This is a genomic window from Corynebacterium coyleae (assembly GCF_030408635.1).
Classification (GTDB): Bacteria; Actinomycetota; Actinomycetes; order Mycobacteriales; family Mycobacteriaceae; genus Corynebacterium; species Corynebacterium coyleae.
Window position 1 is genome coordinate 661,103 of record NZ_CP047198.1, and the last position, 16,197, is coordinate 677,299.

15 protein-coding genes and 4 pseudogenes are annotated in these 16,197 nt (G+C 55.3%); 14 read left to right on the top strand and 5 right to left on the bottom strand.

Going from position 1 to position 16,197, the window contains the following annotated elements:
* Positions 1-13: 13 nt before the first annotated feature.
* A complete protein-coding gene (locus CCOY_RS03180; protein ID WP_143028453.1) occupies positions 14-466 on the bottom strand; it encodes an Lrp/AsnC family transcriptional regulator in 453 nt (150 codons plus the stop codon).
* A 279-nt stretch (positions 467-745) separates the two neighbouring features.
* On the opposite strand from CCOY_RS03180, the gene CCOY_RS03185 reads away from it, so the two are divergent.
* Positions 746-1,144, top strand: coding sequence for a hypothetical protein (locus CCOY_RS03185; protein WP_244268692.1), 399 nt, complete (start codon positions 746-748; stop codon positions 1,142-1,144).
* An 85-nt stretch (positions 1,145-1,229) separates the two neighbouring features.
* On the opposite strand, the gene CCOY_RS03190 is transcribed toward CCOY_RS03185, so the two are convergent.
* Both CCOY_RS03190 and istA (CCOY_RS03195) read right to left on the bottom strand, forming a co-directional pair.
* Positions 1,230-2,006, bottom strand: coding sequence for an ATP-binding protein (locus CCOY_RS03190; RefSeq protein ID WP_070451844.1), 777 nt, complete (start codon positions 2,004-2,006; stop codon positions 1,230-1,232).
* Positions 2,003-3,637, bottom strand: coding sequence for an IS21 family transposase (gene istA, locus CCOY_RS03195; protein ID WP_083308148.1), 1,635 nt, complete (start codon positions 3,635-3,637; stop codon positions 2,003-2,005). Before istA (CCOY_RS03195) ends, CCOY_RS03190 begins: the two co-directional genes overlap by 4 nt.
* Positions 3,638-3,652: 15 nt before the next feature.
* Between istA (CCOY_RS03195) and istA (CCOY_RS03200) the strand changes: the two genes are divergently transcribed.
* Together istA (CCOY_RS03200) and CCOY_RS03205 are read left to right on the top strand one after the other, a co-directional pair.
* Positions 3,653-4,993, top strand: a complete 1,341-nt coding sequence (gene istA / locus CCOY_RS03200; protein ID WP_244268693.1) for an IS21 family transposase — start codon at positions 3,653-3,655, stop codon at positions 4,991-4,993.
* Positions 4,994-5,007: 14 nt separating this feature from the next.
* Positions 5,008-5,766, top strand: coding sequence for an ATP-binding protein (locus tag CCOY_RS03205; RefSeq protein ID WP_092100363.1), 759 nt, complete (start codon positions 5,008-5,010; stop codon positions 5,764-5,766).
* 135 nt (positions 5,767-5,901) lie between these two features.
* On the opposite strand, the pseudogene CCOY_RS03210 reads toward CCOY_RS03205, so the two are convergent.
* Positions 5,902-6,723, bottom strand: a pseudogene (locus CCOY_RS03210) (IS256 family transposase); the annotation flags it as partial.
* A gap of 112 nt (positions 6,724-6,835) precedes the next feature.
* Between CCOY_RS03210 and CCOY_RS03215 the strand changes: the two are divergent.
* Positions 6,836-7,090: a transposase gene (locus tag CCOY_RS03215; protein ID WP_244268753.1), complete on the top strand. Its 255-nt coding sequence runs from the start codon at positions 6,836-6,838 to the stop codon at positions 7,088-7,090.
* A pseudogene (locus tag CCOY_RS03220) lies at positions 7,084-7,998 on the top strand (IS3 family transposase); the annotation flags it as partial. The gene CCOY_RS03215 and the pseudogene CCOY_RS03220, both read left to right, overlap by 7 nt.
* 61 nt (positions 7,999-8,059) lie before the next feature.
* Here the strand turns inward: CCOY_RS03220 and CCOY_RS03225 are convergent.
* Positions 8,060-8,470: pseudogene (locus CCOY_RS03225) on the bottom strand (transposase); the annotation flags it as partial.
* Between the two features lie 158 nt (positions 8,471-8,628).
* Between CCOY_RS03225 and CCOY_RS03230 the strand changes: the two are divergent.
* The 9 genes and pseudogenes from CCOY_RS03230 to nrdE all read left to right on the top strand — a co-directional run bounded on the left by CCOY_RS03230 (position 8,629) and on the right by nrdE (position 16,181).
* On the top strand, positions 8,629-9,348 hold the full coding sequence (locus tag CCOY_RS03230; protein WP_092101644.1) for a hypothetical protein: 720 nt from the start codon (positions 8,629-8,631) through the stop codon (positions 9,346-9,348).
* 2 nt (positions 9,349-9,350) lie between these two features.
* Positions 9,351-9,923, top strand: coding sequence for a recombinase family protein (locus CCOY_RS03235; protein ID WP_092101646.1), 573 nt, complete (start codon positions 9,351-9,353; stop codon positions 9,921-9,923).
* 169 nt (positions 9,924-10,092) lie between these two features.
* Entirely contained in the window at positions 10,093-11,112 is a 1,020-nt protein-coding gene (locus tag CCOY_RS03240) for a DUF4192 family protein (protein ID WP_070362919.1), read from the top strand.
* A gap of 183 nt (positions 11,113-11,295) precedes the next feature.
* Positions 11,296-11,638 (top strand): annotated as a pseudogene (locus CCOY_RS12120) (transposase).
* Positions 11,635-12,024, top strand: coding sequence for an IS3 family transposase (locus tag CCOY_RS12125; RefSeq protein WP_092101649.1), 390 nt, complete (start codon positions 11,635-11,637; stop codon positions 12,022-12,024). The pseudogene CCOY_RS12120 and the gene CCOY_RS12125 overlap by 4 nt, the downstream one beginning before the upstream one ends.
* Positions 12,008-12,556, top strand: a complete 549-nt coding sequence (locus CCOY_RS12130) for an IS3 family transposase (RefSeq protein WP_092101651.1) — start codon at positions 12,008-12,010, stop codon at positions 12,554-12,556. Before CCOY_RS12125 ends, CCOY_RS12130 begins: the two co-directional genes overlap by 17 nt.
* A 115-nt stretch (positions 12,557-12,671) precedes the next feature.
* Positions 12,672-13,352 (top strand): metal-dependent transcriptional regulator, encoded by a 681-nt coding sequence (locus CCOY_RS03250; RefSeq protein ID WP_022862719.1) that lies wholly within the window; start codon positions 12,672-12,674, stop codon positions 13,350-13,352.
* A 146-nt stretch (positions 13,353-13,498) separates the two neighbouring features.
* Positions 13,499-13,918 carry a class Ib ribonucleoside-diphosphate reductase assembly flavoprotein NrdI gene (gene nrdI, locus CCOY_RS03255; RefSeq protein ID WP_033399510.1) on the top strand — a complete coding sequence of 140 codons (420 nt, stop codon included), beginning with the start codon at positions 13,499-13,501 and terminating at the stop codon, positions 13,916-13,918.
* Between the two features lie 67 nt (positions 13,919-13,985).
* Positions 13,986-16,181 carry a class 1b ribonucleoside-diphosphate reductase subunit alpha gene (gene nrdE, locus CCOY_RS03260; protein ID WP_052205721.1) on the top strand — a complete coding sequence of 732 codons (2,196 nt, stop codon included), beginning with the start codon at positions 13,986-13,988 and terminating at the stop codon, positions 16,179-16,181.
* Positions 16,182-16,197 lie beyond the last annotated feature (16 nt).

A 16,197-nucleotide genomic window follows, 5' to 3' on the forward strand; every position in this document is an offset into this window, starting at 1 on the left:
AAAAGAAAACTGACTAGGCCAACTCCAGAGGAACATGTCCTACTTGGTGTCCGTTTGGGTCGAGGAGCCACCCATAGACCTTTTCCATGCGGTAAGCGATCTCGTAGCTAACAATTTCAGCTGCGGGCGCTTCGCGCTCGATCCGCGTTAGCAAGCTGGTGATAAGCGGGGTATCGCGGATACCAAAAATAGCGACAACGTTGTCTTTATTGAACACTTCTGCGCAGAATCGGGACTCGGCCCATTTGCCCATGCGGCGTACGAGCTCGTTTGCAGACTCGGGACTAGTGCGCAGGATTACAACCAAAGAAAACTTATAGTCGAACTTTCGGCGAGCCACATCACACCGAAAGACGATCACTTGACTGTTGATAAGGAAATCTTTTGATCGTTGTACGAGATGCAACGGTGCTTCCACTTGTTTCGCTAGCTCACGAAGGGGTATCCGCGCATCACGCGTTAACACGGAGAAAACCCTCTTATCAAGGGCGCTTAGTTTGTGTCGTAATGCGCGTTTATTTTCAGTAGGAAGTACAAGGGCTTCTTTATGGTCAAGTCCCGTGTAGTGGTGTAGCCGTTTGTGCTTTCGGTGTCGATTCGGGGTAGTTGGTACCGCGAGTCCGCGTAGTTGGTACCGGTGTTCCACGTACCCGGTACTGCAAGGGGTTTTCTTTCATAGTTGATGTTGGCGACACCACAATCCGGTGGTGTCGCGTCAACATCTACTTGGAAGGAGCCGGTCCTTGTGGCTAACTTCAAACAGATCATCGCGATGTGCCTTGACGGTGCAAGCTACGCGCAGATCACACACGCATTGGGATGTTCACGACGAGAAGTATCCCGCGCAAAGAAAGTCATCGCTGATGAGGCACTAACGCCAGAGCGTTTCCGCCAACTCCCACCGGGATGGTTCGATGATCGATTCAGCGACGGCCGGAGTAAGCGGACGATGTCCTACGACCAGCCTGATTTTCAAGCCCTTGCACGCAAGCTCCAAAGCAAAAAGCACGTGACCAGGCACAAGCTGTGGATGGACTACTTGTCGCAGCCGTGTCCGACGGACAAGACAAAGTACCAGTACTCCCAGTTTTGCAGTGGGCTCAATGAATTTCTCCGTGCTCATGATCTTGTCGAAGTCTGTTAGGACCACGGATTTAGTAACGCTGTGGTGAGTATCCAGTAACGCCCGGGTGAGTATCGGGTAACACCCGGGCGTTGACTATGAGCCGCTACTGCGTATTGGCTTCGAGGCGCATGTTCGGGCCTTCCAGCGTGATGATCTCAGCGCCAACGACAAGCCGATTCAGTATCGACTCGGCGATGACAGCATCCGGGATGGACTTGTACCACTCATCGGGCGTGAACTGGGAGGTGACAATGGTTGATCCCCGGTGTTCACGCTCAGCAAGAATGTTGAGCAGCTGGTGTGCTGTGGCAGCATCAATCGGCGTTGTTAAGAAGTCATCAAGCACGAGTACGTCTGCCAGGTGTAAGTCTTGAAGAAACTCCATGCGTGCTGTGTCATCATGGCGTAGCACCATTAGCTGGTTGGCCAGGGTGTCTGTGCGGAAGAAACGGGCAGAGTAGTCGTTTCTGCACGCAGCGGTAAGGAGTGCTTGGGCCAGGTATGTTTTGCCGACGGATGATTTGCCGAGGATGACAATGCTTTGCGCTTTTTGACACCATTGGCAGTGAGCGAGTCTGGTGATTTGCTCTTTGTTGAGGTTGCGGCCGGGTGCGTAGGTGATGTCTTCGATACACGCATCGAGATTTGGCGATCGGGATGCTTTGAGTAATTTGTTGACTCGTCGTTCACGCTTGGCCGCGACTTCTTTATCGAGCGCGTAGAGCACTTTGTCAGAAAAGCTCCACGAGTCGAAGACAGGATCTGCTGCAATATCAATCACGGTTCGGCCAAAAGCCGTCATACGTAGATCGGTAAAGACAGGCAGGATCGATTCATCAAGAAAGCGCGCTGATGCTGATGCTGGTTGTGGCTGTGTCATGACTGTAGGGGTCCTTTCTTCGTGAGGTTTTCCATACTGAACTGGGCAGACCCACCCAGATATGCGCCGCGGGTATCGCGTGCGTGTTCCACCGGTGGTGTTTCAGGCGCTGTTGTGGCTGGCAAATCATGGCCTGTCGGGCGGGTTGATTGGTCTTTGCGTACCGCGGCCATCATGTTTTTCACCGCGGTATACGACACTGCTCTCCTGGTGCCATCAGGTGCGATCAGGCGTGCACAGGCTTGTTCTAAAATCACTTTGTTGGCGTGTTTGCCCATATTCAGTACGTTTCGGCACGACTGAAATGCCTGGGCAGGGATTGCCTTTGCGCTGATGAGTTCTTCGATGACTGTCCGGGTTGCTGGCCCGATCTTGGCTGCTTCACGGTAGAAGTAGTCACTGGTCCACAACCCTGTGGTATCAGCCATGTTGGCAGGAATATGATCCACATCGGTGACATAGATTCCCCGGGCTTGGGCAAGCCGGTGGGTTGCAACACGCTGCCCGGCATCAAAGACGGTTACTTCATTGCCAGTGATACGTACATCGACAGTCCGGCCGACGAGCTGGTAAGGCACCGAATAACGTGCTGTGTTGACGGTGATGTGGAAGTTGGGGGCGACTTTCGCACGTTTCCATTCGGTATGCTGCCACGGTGTTGTGGGAAGTTCGCCGAGTACATCGCGTTCAAACTCGTCAAAGAGCATCCTTCTGCTGGTGTTGATGCCGCGAAACGGTACCGCGTCATTGATGCTGTCAACCAGGCTGCGGATGCGCGCATTGAGTTCATCGAGCCCAATACATTGATGTCCGTGGAGGGTGTGGATGACTTTTTGGGTGATGATCTTGACTGCTGCTTCTACATTCGCCTTATCCTTTGGACGCCGAGCACGAGCAGGCAGCGCGGCAGTGTTGTAGTGCTCAAGGAATTCCTCGTAGGTGGAATTGACCTGCCGGTTGCGGTCAGCAGCACTAATTGCGTGGGATGCTGTCGAAGCATTGTCCGGCACGATGACTTCAGCAACCCCGCCGAAGTATTCAAATGCTTGGATATGCGCCCACAGCCACGCTTGTTGCCGCTGGTTCGGGCAAGCACAGGCAAACAACATGCCGGAATACGGCAGTGACGCCACGAAAATGCTGACTTTTGCACCCCGAGCATCAGTTGGGTCGAACAGGCGCATTGCGGTGCCAGCCCAGTCGACTTGCATGGTGTGTCCCGGGGCATGGGTAATGCGTGCGGTAAGTCCTGTGGCATCGACGTGTTCAGCAACAAGCTGGCGGAAACGCTCGTAGCTGTAGTAACGCTGGGACGGGTGGGCTGGTTGGGTGGTGTAGCGGCCCCACAAGACTTGGAGAGTGACTTTGTTGCGGCCGGTACGTGCTTTGGCCACTGCGTCAAAGTCGATGGGTACGAAGTCGCCTTGGGCACCACTTCGGCCATCGACAAACCATGTGGCCATTTCTTCGTCGGTGATACCGGCGAGTTGTTCACCGGTTGTGATCTGGTGTGCCGCCATTGTGTGGCGGGCTTTTTGAACTGTGGTGTGTGAGCATCGCACAGTCGAGCAGATTTGGCGGACGGACCAGCCTTGTAAGACAAGGTCCATCACAGCCCGGTAATCAGTCACGATCGGACTCCTCTGATGATGCCGCGTGTCCTTTTGCCACGCGGTCAGAAGAATCTTCTCCCAAAGCGTTACCCGATACTCACCATTGCGTTACCCGATACTCACCACGGTGTTACTGGATACCCCCGCGCAACAGAAGTCGTCACCCATGAGCCGGGGCAAGAGCTTTACGTCGACTGGGCTGGCGACAAAGTGCCGGTGGTGGATCAGGCCAGTGGTGATACCGCATTCAAGGCGTCGCTGTTTGTCGCGGTATGCCCGTACTCAGGGCTGATGTACGTCACTGCTGCTGCGAATGAGAAGATGCCGGCTTGGATTGCATGCCACGTCAAAGCGTTGAACTATCTTGGCAAATTACCGGCGGTCATCGTGCCGGATAATGCCTCTACGGCGACCTACCGGCCGAGGAAGCATTCAGGCTACCGGATGGTCACTGACCGCTACGCAGCGTTTGCCGACTACTACGGGGTCACGATTGTGCCGACAAGACCTGGCAGGCCACGCGACAAAGCGGCAGTAGAACGTGCTGTGAAAATCGCCTACACCAAAATACTCGGGTATTTCAGCGACGAGGTCTTCTACAATCTCGATGAACTCAATGAGGCAATCGCTGACCGGCTTGCCGATATCAACAGCGCAATGACACGGGCTGATGGCACAACACGGCGCATGCGCTTTGAGCAAGAAGAAGCACCAGTGATGCGCGATCTGCCGCCGACACCGTTTACGGAAGTGTCATACAAGCGGCTCAAAGTCGACCGTAATTGGCACATCACCTGTGACTACCAGTACTATTCTGTGCCATTTCAGCTGGTAGGAGAGGCAGTGACGGTCAGGCTCACCCCGCAACTGGTGAGCATCTTCAACGGTGATCAACTAGTTGCTGAACACACACGCCTTCACGGATTCAAATACCGGTACTCCACTGATCCCAACCATGGGCCAAGCAGCGATGACGAAGGCCACAAGGCGCTCACCCGCGACGAACTCTTGGCTTGGGCCTCGTCGTTCGGTTCTGCAACGCACACAGTCATAGCGATGATCCTCGATCGTAATAGTGCCGCCGTACCCCGCGGACTTCTTCAAGCTCGCAACGTGCTGGCCAACCTGGGCAAAAAGCACAGCAAAGCCACCCTCGAGCCGGCGTGCCAGCAGGTCTTAGAAAAGAAGCTGGCTCCAACTATGGCTGTGATCAAGCGCATCCAGACTGACATTGCGCACGCTCAGCAGCACCCTGCTGCACCAGGGCGAAAGACACAGCCCGCGACGAAGAACCAACAACGCCCAAGCGCCCCGCTTACCAGCGACGCAGCTGACGCCGTCTTCATCCGGCCTGCTGACCACTACGAAAACTAGAAGGAGCGTGAACCATGAGCAACATCAATGACGAAACAGTACGGGCAAAAATGCGAAAGCTTCGCGTATCGACCTTCGCTGATGTCTTCTACGAGATTGTCAACGACGAGGCCTACGCGGATGCGCTACCAGAGGACATCTTCCTCGCAGCAGTCGAAGAGGCCTACACACAACGGCAACAACGCAACATCGCCAAAGCCATCACCCAGGCACAATTCCGATACCCGGACGCGAGCCTTGCTGAAGTCACCCGAGCAGAACAACGCGGCATCAACATGCGCCAACTGAAACGAATCGCGGCGACCAACTGGCGGGAAAACCCGACCAACATTCACATCCTCGCACCGACCGGAACAGGGAAAACATACATAGTCTGCGCCATCGGCGTCGCCGCATGCCAAGCCGGATACTCCGTGGCCTACTACCGGCTAGACCAACTCGTAGACATGTTGGCGGTCTTCTCACCGACTGACCAAAACTACCTCGATAAGATGCGGAAACTGATCAATGTCGATGTCCTTATCATCGACGATTTTATGACCATGAGCATCAACCAGCGCGGGCAAGAAGACCTGAGCAAGATCATATTCGACCGCGACGGTCGACTCCCAACACTGATCTCCTCCCAATCGGCCGCCGCCTATTGGGTCGAAGCCCTCCCCGACAGAGTCGGAGCCGATTCACTCGTTAGCCGCCTCAACAACGGCCACCGAATCCGCATCGGAGACTTCGACATGCGCAAGGCCACCGCCCCAATAGAACCGGACGAATAAGACAAACAGCCGGGCCGACTCCGTCGGCCCGGCCCCGGTACCAACTACCCGGAACACAGCAGTACCGGGTCTCCGGAACACCGGTACCAAAAACCCGCATCTGACATTCGGCTCGGTATGAAGTTGGGGGTTTGGTTAGGCGGTTAGTTGGTGGTGGTCGCCATGATCACCTCCTGTTTGGTGCATGAGGCGTTTGGTGTGTTCGAGTGCAGATAGTGACATGTAGCGTTTTTGTTGGATCCAATCGTCGTGCTGTTCAGCGAGGACCGCGCCGACAAGCCGGATGATGGATTCGCGGTTCGGGAAGATGCCAACGACGTCGGTGCGCCGGCGGATCTCCCGGTTGAGCCGTTCAGTGGGGTTGTTCGACCACACCTTTGTCCAGACTGGTTTCGGTGCTGCGGTAAACGCCAGCACCTCATCGAGTGATTCCTCCAAATAGGCTGCAACCTCGGGAAACTTCGGTTCCAACAAGTCAACAACTTCACGGGCTTGCGCCCAGGTTGATTCCTCATCCGGTTGTTGGAAGATCGTCTGGAACATCGCAGAGACCATCGGCCACTGCATTTTGGGGACTTTCTCGTAGAGGTTTTTGGCAAAGTGGGTGCGGCACCGCTGCCAGGAGGCATCGGGCAGCACTTCGGAAATGGCATGCTGGATGCCTTCGTGGGCATCACTGGTGACAAGGAAGACACCACGAAGTCCGCGGGCTTTGAGGTCTTGGAAGAAGCCTTTCCACGATGCGTTGGATTCCGCAGTGGCGACGTGCATGCCGAGCATTTCCCGGTAGCCATCGGCGTTGACACCGGTGGCAAGCAGCACTGAGCATTTGACCACCCGGCCGCCTTCGCGCACTTTGATCGTCAGTGCGTCGCAGGACAGGTAGGCGTACCCGCCGGGGTCCAGGGGGCGATTTCTGAAGTCTGCGACCATCTCGTCGAGTTCTTCCGACATGCGTATGGGGTGTCATGATTCCGGTGGACGGTGAAACCCACCGATCTGGAAGGATTAAATCATGCCACGTAAGTATTCGGATCAGTTTCGTCAGCAGTGCATTGATGAGGTGTTGATGTTCGGCAAGACTCGTGGTGCCGTGGCCCAGGAGTACGGGGTGTCGTCCTCGTCGTTGGGACGCTGGGTGGCCAAAGCCGAAGGCACCTTGGGCACTGGTTCCGGCAGCCACATGCGCGCTGCTGATGCCGCGTCGCAGGACCCGGCAGAGATGGCAAAGCGGATCAAAGAGCTCGAGCGTGAAAACGAGTTTTTAAAAAAAGCGGCCGCCTTCTTCGCCACGGAGCACACCACGAGGACCTCTTCGCGGTAATTGCCCACTTCCACGAAGAAGGCAACCCCTGCCCCCGCTACCCAGTGTCAATGATGTGCCGTGTGTTGGAAGTATCCAGCTCCGGCTATTACGCCTGGCGCAAGCGTAGAGATACTCCGCCGGCCGGTGGCACACCGCGGGCGAAACGCGCGGCGATTACCGATCTGGTTATCGAGATCTTCAACGAGCACAACGGTTTTGCCGGGGCGCGCACTATCTACCGGCAGCTTCAGGCCCAAAACGTTGCAACCACGCTGTATGCGGTGCGAAAGATCATGGCTGACAACACGCTGCACACCAAGTACCGTCGCGCGTTTAAACGCACCACGATCCAAGACCCGCAGGCGAGCGCACGTGCTGATCTGCTTCGGCGCCGTTTCTACCCCGCGATGCCGACAACCTATCTGTGCGGCGACATCACCTACCTGCGCACCGCGCAGGGGTGGATGTATCTGGCCGTCGTGATCGATCTGAGCACACGGATGGTTGTCGGGTGGCAGATCGCAGACCGGATGAGTGCGCAACTTGTCGTCGACGCGCTGACCATGGCGCACGCGGCCGGTTTCGTCGCGGGCAACGCGGTGTTTCACTCCGACCGCGGCTCGCAGTACACCTCGAAGCAGTTCGCGCAAACAGCCAAGAAACTCGATGTGCGTTTAAGCACCGGCGCGGTCGGTGTGTGCTGGGACAACGCGGTTGCGGAGTCGATGTTTTCCACGTTGAAGCTGCATCTGCTGTACGAAAAGAAGCAGTTCGCGTCGAAGTTCGACGCCCGCTACGAAGTCGGACACTGGATCGAGGCGTACTACAACCGCCGCCGCATCCACTCCACCACCGGGCTGATCCCCGCCGAAGCAATGCGCCAATTCAAAACCCGCTGCGCCGACACACACGCCGCCGCAGCCTAACCCCCACAACCAAACACAACGGGTTTACCCGTCCACAAAATTTGACACAGCCCAGTAAGCCTTGCGATTTCGACAGGTTGGAAATGCCAAGGGTTGCCACCAGATCGTTCATCCTGCGGGTGGAAACCCCTTTGAGGTAGCAGGTGGCGATCACAGTCGATAGTGCCCGTTCTGCTCGTGAGCGTCGCTCTAACAGCCATTCTGGGAAGAACGCTCCGTGGCGCAGCTTCGGCACTGCTACGTCGATCGTGCCGACACGGGTGTCAAGGTCGCGGTGGCGATACCCGTTGCGGTGGTTGACCCGCTCGGTGGAGGCGACCCCGTATTCGGCGCCGCAGACGGTGTCGGCCTGGGCGGAGAGGATTTGGTTGATAAACCCTTGCAGCATCTGGCGCATCAAATCCGGAGAGGCTTGAGCGAGCAGATCATCCAGATAGGTTGTTGGGTCGATAGAATGCGGATCAGCGGTCATCGTCATGTTCCTTTCGGTGAGATGTGGTAGTTGAGTCGAAAGGTTACTGACGATGGCCGCCCCTGCATTTTCCAGGGCCCACCATCAGCAAGCGTTACACCACACTAAGGGACGCAACCTTCGTATCTTCAAGCGCTTTTCTCGGCGATGTAGAAATCGTGTTCCAGTCCGACAACCGTGACCTAACCGCTGTTGACCTCGTGGAGGGACTTTCCAATGTGTTTGAGTCCGTGGCAAGGTACTTGGAAACGGTTCAAGTAGCGTATCGAGGTACCACCGAGTTCTACCCGAGGCGGTTAAGTGAAGTTCTGAGGGACAAGAAACTTCAGATTTCGGAGGTCATTGAGGGCGGTTTCGGAGACAGCCAGACCCGTGATCAAAGTAAAGATCATTACGTGGATCTGGACCGTGCGGAGTGGTACGTGTTTAATGACAACTTCGGTACCAGTGAAGAAAAGGCGTTCGTCAAGTATTTCGCATCAGTGGTTGAGGATCTTAAACAAGACTATGACGAGGTCTATCTGATTCGAAACGAACGTCTCGCTCCGCTCGCAATCTACTCTTTTGAGACCGGTGAACGGTTCGAACCAGATTTCCTACTGCTACTACGTAAAGACGGCGACGTCGTTTCGCAACAGCAGATCTATATCGAACCTAAAGGCGAACACTTACTGGAAACAGATCAGTGGAAGGAAGATTTCCTGCTTTCACTTGATGCCAACGCTATTCCTCACAAGGTCTACGTAGACAACACCGACTACCGGATCATTGGTCTTCCGTTCTTCAACGAGGAGAACGGAATGAGTGAGTTTAGTACGGCATTTTCCAGTGCCGTTGATCCAAACCGAAGCTCACAAATCCCCGAGGTAGGCGATTAACCATGTTTATCGGTTACGCGCGCGTTTCGACCTCCAAGCAGGGACAGTCGCTCGACACCCAGCGTGAGGCGCTCATCGACGCTGGCTGCGACGCTGCGCACATCTACACCGACACCATCAGCGGCACGAACTGGCAGCGGCCTGGTCTGGACGCAGCGCTGGCCTATATGCGGCCCAACGATACGCTCGTCGTGACCCGGCTCGACAGGCTCGGCCGCAGCCTCGCAGATACCGTGAACACCATCGCCGACCTGGCGGAGCGCGACATCAACGTCAAGGTGTTGGAGCCAGCGCTGGACACGTCGAAGCCCACCGACAAAGTGGTTATCAACGTCATGGCCAGCTTGGCTGAGTGGGAGCGTGACCTGCTTGTTCAGCGCACCCGTGAAGGCGTGGCTCACGCCCGTGCGCAGGGCAGGGTAGCCGGGCCGAAGCCCAAGCTCAGCGACGAACAGGCACAAGTCGCAAAAGAACTCATCGATGGCGGTAAGTCCGTGAGTGCAGTGGCGAGGACGTTCAACGTGTCCAGGCCAACGATTTACCGCGCTATTGAGCGTATCGAAGCAGACGCTTAAGCACAGGCTGCGCCGCTAGTGCTTGTGTCCTGCAAGCAAGCACCAGGTGAGCACTAGCGACGCACTGAGCACGCTGGGGTGCTGCAGGGCGGTGGTAACACCGCCCGGCAGAGCCGGGACCAAATACGGGACTGACCTTACACATCCCGTATTTGGCAAGGAGTGTTTCATGTCCAACTATTCGCAGACACTTACCTCTCACGGCGAGATTCTCGCAAACATCCCCGGCATCCTGGGCTTCTACCCGCAGGACTCGCTGGTGTTCGCGTTTTTCAAACAAGACAGCGACACGCACAGCCTGAGCCTCGGGCCACTTGCCCGGCTTGATCTCGACGGAGCGATCCAACAGCTCACCGAGGATCGTGAGAAGTTCGCAGCATGGACTGAGACGCTGGATCTCGACGCTGTTGCGGCGTACGTCATCACCGACGACATGGTTGAAGCAGATGCAGCGGCGCACTTCCTCTGTAGCGAGGATTCCCCGCTGCGCAGTGAGGTACTGGCGGTCATTCAAACGTCAGAAATCACCGCTGGTACTGCCTGGTGTGCGATGTACTTGCACCCAAACTCATGTGAGCCACAGGCGGGCAGAATCAGCAACATCCACGCCTCAGCAGCGCTACAGCAGTTGCTTGAGCAGACCGGCGATCTCCCAGCGCTCTCGCGTGAAGAGATTGAGAACAGGCTGAACAGCACCGAGCACGACATCGACGCCGCAGAGCATGAAGACATCATCGAAGACGCGCTGGCGTATGTTCCACCCATCTTCCGAGACGTACTGCAGCGTGAGTACGAGCAGGCAGCGGCGGGGATGACGCAGCCGAGTGCGCGTGCTATCCGATCTGCGCTGAAGTGCTTCACGACACCGCGCTTGCGTGATCCATTGCTTGCTGCGCTGCTTGAGGAGCCACAAGCAGGTCTCAAGTTCGCTGAGCAGGTGATGCGCGCTGTACCGGCTCACTGGCCTGGGATGAGGGCACAGCTTACGGCCACTGTCGCCGTGCTGGCCCAGGCAACCGGCCAGACGGGTCTGGCTGGCGTTGCCGCACACAGGGCCACCGAGATCAGCAGCAAAGAGACGTTCCCGTCGCTGGTGGCGAAGTTAATCGACATTGGCGAGGGCAGTCGTCTCGCAGAAGTGGTTCACGAGGGCGGTGCTCAGGCTCGCGTGCAGTTGTTCGAAAACTAGTACTTCACACCCCGTTGCAGCAGTTGCTGTAGCGGGGTTTTTCTTTTCTACCCACGCCGTGACCAGGGAAGAAGGAAATCTCCACCGAGCAGGGGAGAGGTCTCTAGACAGCAGAGCTGTCTCAAAGAACGGATTGAGAATCAATCCACGACACGGAGTGAAGTGTCCCAGGTTTTGTTCCGTTTGAGTAGATGGGAAAATCTGGAATATGCCAAGGAAATTTGACCAGGATGCGAAGGACCGTGTGGTCCGTCTCGTGGAAGATCGCATCTTGGCGGAAAATATGTCGATGCAAGCCGCGTGCCAGGCAGTAGCTCCAAAGCTGGGGGTTTCATGGCACACGGCTCGCCAATGGACCCAGCAGGCCCGCCGTGCGGGAAACATCCCAGAACCTGTGCCTGAAGATTTGGCTGCCGAAAACGCGAGGCTACGTCGTGAAAATCAAGAGCTACGCGACACTAACGAGCTGCTGAAGGCTGCCTCGGCTTTTTTCGCGTCGGAACTCGACCCGAAACGTCGGAAATGATCCGGTTCATCGATAAATACCGGAATCGTTTCTCTGTCGAGTTCATTTGTAAGACGTTGAAGAATAACCGGGCTGGTGGGTTTATCACTTCGCGTGGTTATCGCCAGTCCAAGGCCCGTGGGTTAAGTGCTCGTCGCCTTCGTGATGCTGTGCTGGTCGACCGCATTAGAACTGTTCATCGGGATAATTACGGCGTCTACGGCGTGCGGAAAATGTGGCATGCTCTCCGCCGCGACGGAATTGATATCGGGCGTGAACAAACCGCCCGGCTGATGCGCTTGGCCGGTGTTTCTGGCAAAGGCAAAGGCGGATCACCTATCACAACCCGAAAAGCTAACGTGCCTGATCTGCGCCCGGACTTAGTCGAGCGTGAATTCAAAGCTTAAGGGCCCGAATAAACTGTGGGTGGCCGACATTACGTATGTGCGCACGAAGAAAGGCTTTGTGTACGCCGCGTTTGTCACCGACGTTTACTCTCGACGGATCGTTGGGTGGGCGTTATCAGATTCCATGCGCACCGAAGCACTGCCGTTGCAAGCTCTCAACCAGGCGATCGTGTGTGCTGAGGAAACAACAGGTCTCATTCACCATTCGGATCACGGATCGCAGTACGTCAGCGTGGTCTACAACGAGCGACTTACCCAACACGGCATTACAGCTTCCACCGGAACTGTCGGTGACTCCTACGACAATGCTCTTGCTGAAAACGTCAACGGATCCTACAAGAACGAGCTGATCCATACCCGCAGGTGGAATGACGTTGTCGAGGTAGAAATCGCGACGTTCGAGTGGGTGTCATGGTGGAACGAGACAAGGCTTCACCAAAGCTTGGGATACCGAACCCCGGTCGAGGTCGAAACCGAATTTTGGAAGCAGAACCCGCCCCAAGCAAAAATAGAAATCAAGGCAAACGCCTAGGAACAAAACCCGGGGCACTTCATACCGGCATTCCTCTCAAACTTGGCCTCTGTTCGCTATGAGCGTTGGGGCACAGCGCCTAAGGCGCATACGGAAGCTGGGTTAACATTTACTCATGTCTGTTTCTGAGCTGTCCACCAGTACCCAGAACTATTTGAAAGCTATCTGGGGGCTAAAGGAATGGTCATCCGAGCCCGTTACCGCCACACTTATAGCGAAACAGCTGGGACTCAAGCTCTCCTCGGTCTCCGATGCAGTGCGCAAAATGTCGAAGCAAGGGCTCGTGTCACACACGCCCTATGGCTCTGTGGAGTTAACCGAACTTGGCAGGCAGTACGCATTGGTCATGGTGCGCCGCCACCGATTGCTTGAGTCTTTTTTGGTTCAAGCATTGGATTATACGTGGGACGAGGTCCATGATGAAGCCGAAAATCTTGAACACGCGGTGTCTGACATGCTCATAGAGCGCGTGGATAAGTTCCTCAATTACCCCACTAGGGATCCACACGGCGACCCTATCCCTACGGTTGATGGACAGGTCACTATCCCCAGTGCGCACCGTCTCACCGACAGCGGCGCACAACCGCAGGTGACCGTGGAACGCATTTCTGATTCCGACCCACAACTGCTGGCCTTCCTCAAAGAGCAAGGCATCGTCATTGGGGCTGTTCTTACCACGCGCGAAGGAACGCCCTTTTCAGAATCGCTCGAAGTACAGGTAGCCGACAGTACTCAGTGGGTAGTACTTGGGCGTCCAGCTACGGACGCAGTGTTTGTAGCACACCACAGCCTGTAGTCTTTCCCTTTCTCATTAATCCTGTCCCTACCTGCCCTTTTAAAAACTACGGTGCGGCGTAGTTTGCAACTACGGTAGTACGTAGTTAATCTTTTCGATCATCACCTATCCCACTTATGGCTAAGGCCAGGATGAGCAGGATTGTCATGTCAGACTCACCAGATTTGGTGTACTTTTCTAGCGTTTCTGAAAACACAAAAAGATTCGTCGAACGCTTAGATAGACCCGCAGTGCGCATTCCACTGCGGCCCAAGAAAACCGGAATGATCCAGGTTTCACACCCGTACGTACTCATCGTTCCAACCTACGGCGGTGGCTCGCTCAAACGCGCAGTCCCCAAACAGGTCATCGACTTCCTCAATGACCCAATCAACCGTTCCTTTATCCGGGGCGTGATTACCTCAGGCAATACCAACTTCGGAAGCGCTTACTGCGTCGCCGGCCGAATCATTTCCGCTAAGTGCCACGTTCCAGAGCTGTATCACTTCGAGCTACTCGGCACGCAGAAGGACGTTGCCGCTGTAAAACAGGGCCTTCACAAGTTTTGGGAGCAGCAAAGCAACTAACAATTACACCCCATTGATTTCCCACAAAATGAAGACCACATCCGCAACACACAGATTGGAAACCACAATGCCGCCACTTAAGGCCACCCCCACACAGCCCATTGGCCCTACGCCCCGCACCGCTTCAGCAGACGATGCCGGCGGTGTCGGTAAGCGCAAGAGCTACCATGCACTCAACGCGCAGCTGAACCTATTCGACGATTCGGGAAGAATCCAGTTCGACAAGGACATTGAGGCAACACAAGACTTTTTAGCGCACCATGTCACTCCCCGCATGCATCAGTTTGAATCCACCAAGCAGCGCTTGGAGTGGTTGGTTGATAACGAATACTACGAGCGGGAATTCCTTGAGCTTTATGATGACGATTTTCTGTGCACTATGTACGACAGAGCCCACCGAGCCAAGCATCAGTTCCGCACTTTCCTCGGCGCATTTAAGTTCTTTACTTCATACGCACTGAAAACCTTTGATGGCTCGCGATTTCTGGAAGGCTACGAAGAACGCGTCGCCACCACAGCTTTGTACCTTGCACAGGGCGATGAAGAGCTTGCGGAGAAGCTGGTGGATGACATCATGACCGGACGCTTCCAGCCCGCCACCCCTACTTTTCTCAACGCAGGAAAAGCCCAGCGTGGCGAAATGGTCTCCTGCTTCCTCCTTCGCATCGAAGACAATTTGGAAAGCATTGGCCGCAGCGTGAACTCTGCACTGCAGCTTTCAAAACGCGGCGGTGGTGTGGCCTTGTTACTGAGCAATCTGCGCGAATCCGGAGCCCCAATCAAAAAGATTGAGAACCAAGCTTCCGGCGTAGTCCCAGTCATGAAAATTCTGGAAGATAGCTTCAGCTATGCCAACCAATTGGGCGCTCGACAGGGCGCTGGAGCCGTCTACCTACATGCGCACCATCCAGATATTCTTCGTTTCCTGGATACCAAGCGGGAAAATGCCGATGAGAAAGTCCGCATTAAGACTCTTTCGCTGGGAGTTGTTATTCCAGATATAACCTTCCAGCTGGCCAAAGAGAACAAGGATATGCATCTTTTTAGCCCGTATGACATCGCTCGCGAGTACGGCGTAGCCATGTCTGACATGTCTATCACCGAGTATTACGACGAGCTGGTTTCCAATCCGCGAATTTCTCATACGACTATCAAGGCCCGCGAGTTTTTCACCACGCTGGCTGAGCTTCAGTTTGAATCTGGATACCCCTACATACTCTTTGAGGATACGGTCAACCGCGCTAATCCCCTCAAAGGACATATCAATATGTCCAATCTGTGTAGTGAGATCCTCCAGGTCAACACGCCATCCACCTACGGCGCCTCAGGTAACTACACCACCGTTGGCCAGGACATTTCCTGCAATCTAGGGTCGCTCAACATCGCTAAAGCTTTTGAATCACCGGACTTTGGGGAAACTGTTGAAACCGCGGTGCGCGCTCTCACGAAGGTCTCAGACCTAACAAATATCGAAGCTGTTCCTTCCATCGCTCACGGTAATGCATCCATGCATGCCATCGGGTTGGGCCAAATGAATCTCCACGGTTTCCTGGCTTCCAAGCGTATTCCTTATGGCTGCGCCGAAGCACTGGACTTTACAAATATCTATTTCCTGACCGTGACCTATCATGCGCTCCGTGCATCCCATGCGCTAGCGGTTGAGAAAGGTCAACGATTCACTGGCTTTGAAGAATCCACCTATGCCACTGGCGTCTACTTCGACAAGTACATCGACCAAGACTGGGCGCCGGCCACTGACCACGTAAAACAGCTATTCCATGAGGCTGGCGTGCAGATTCCTCAACGCGAGGATTGGCTACGGCTCAAGAACCAAGTGATGCAAGACGGCATCTACAACGCCTACTTGCAGGCAGTTCCACCCACTGGATCAATTTCCTACATCAATGACTCCACCGCGTCCATACACCCGATTGCCTCCAAGATTGAAATACGCAAGGAAGGCCGCTTGGGGCGCGTGTACTACCCCGCACCGGAAATGACCAACGACAACTTGGAGTATTTCGATGACTCCTACACCGTGGGGTACAAAAAAATCATCGACACCTACGCTATGGCCACCCAACACGTGGACCAAGGGCTTTCCCTGACTTTGTTCTTCACCGCTGACACCACTACGCGGGACATCAACAAGGCACAAATCTATGCCTGGAAAGCCGGAATCAAGACCTTGTACTACATCCGTTTACGCCAACCTGCACTCCAGGGAACCGAGGTCGAAGGCTGCGTTTCCTGTGCTCTGTAGGAACACGGTCCTTCCT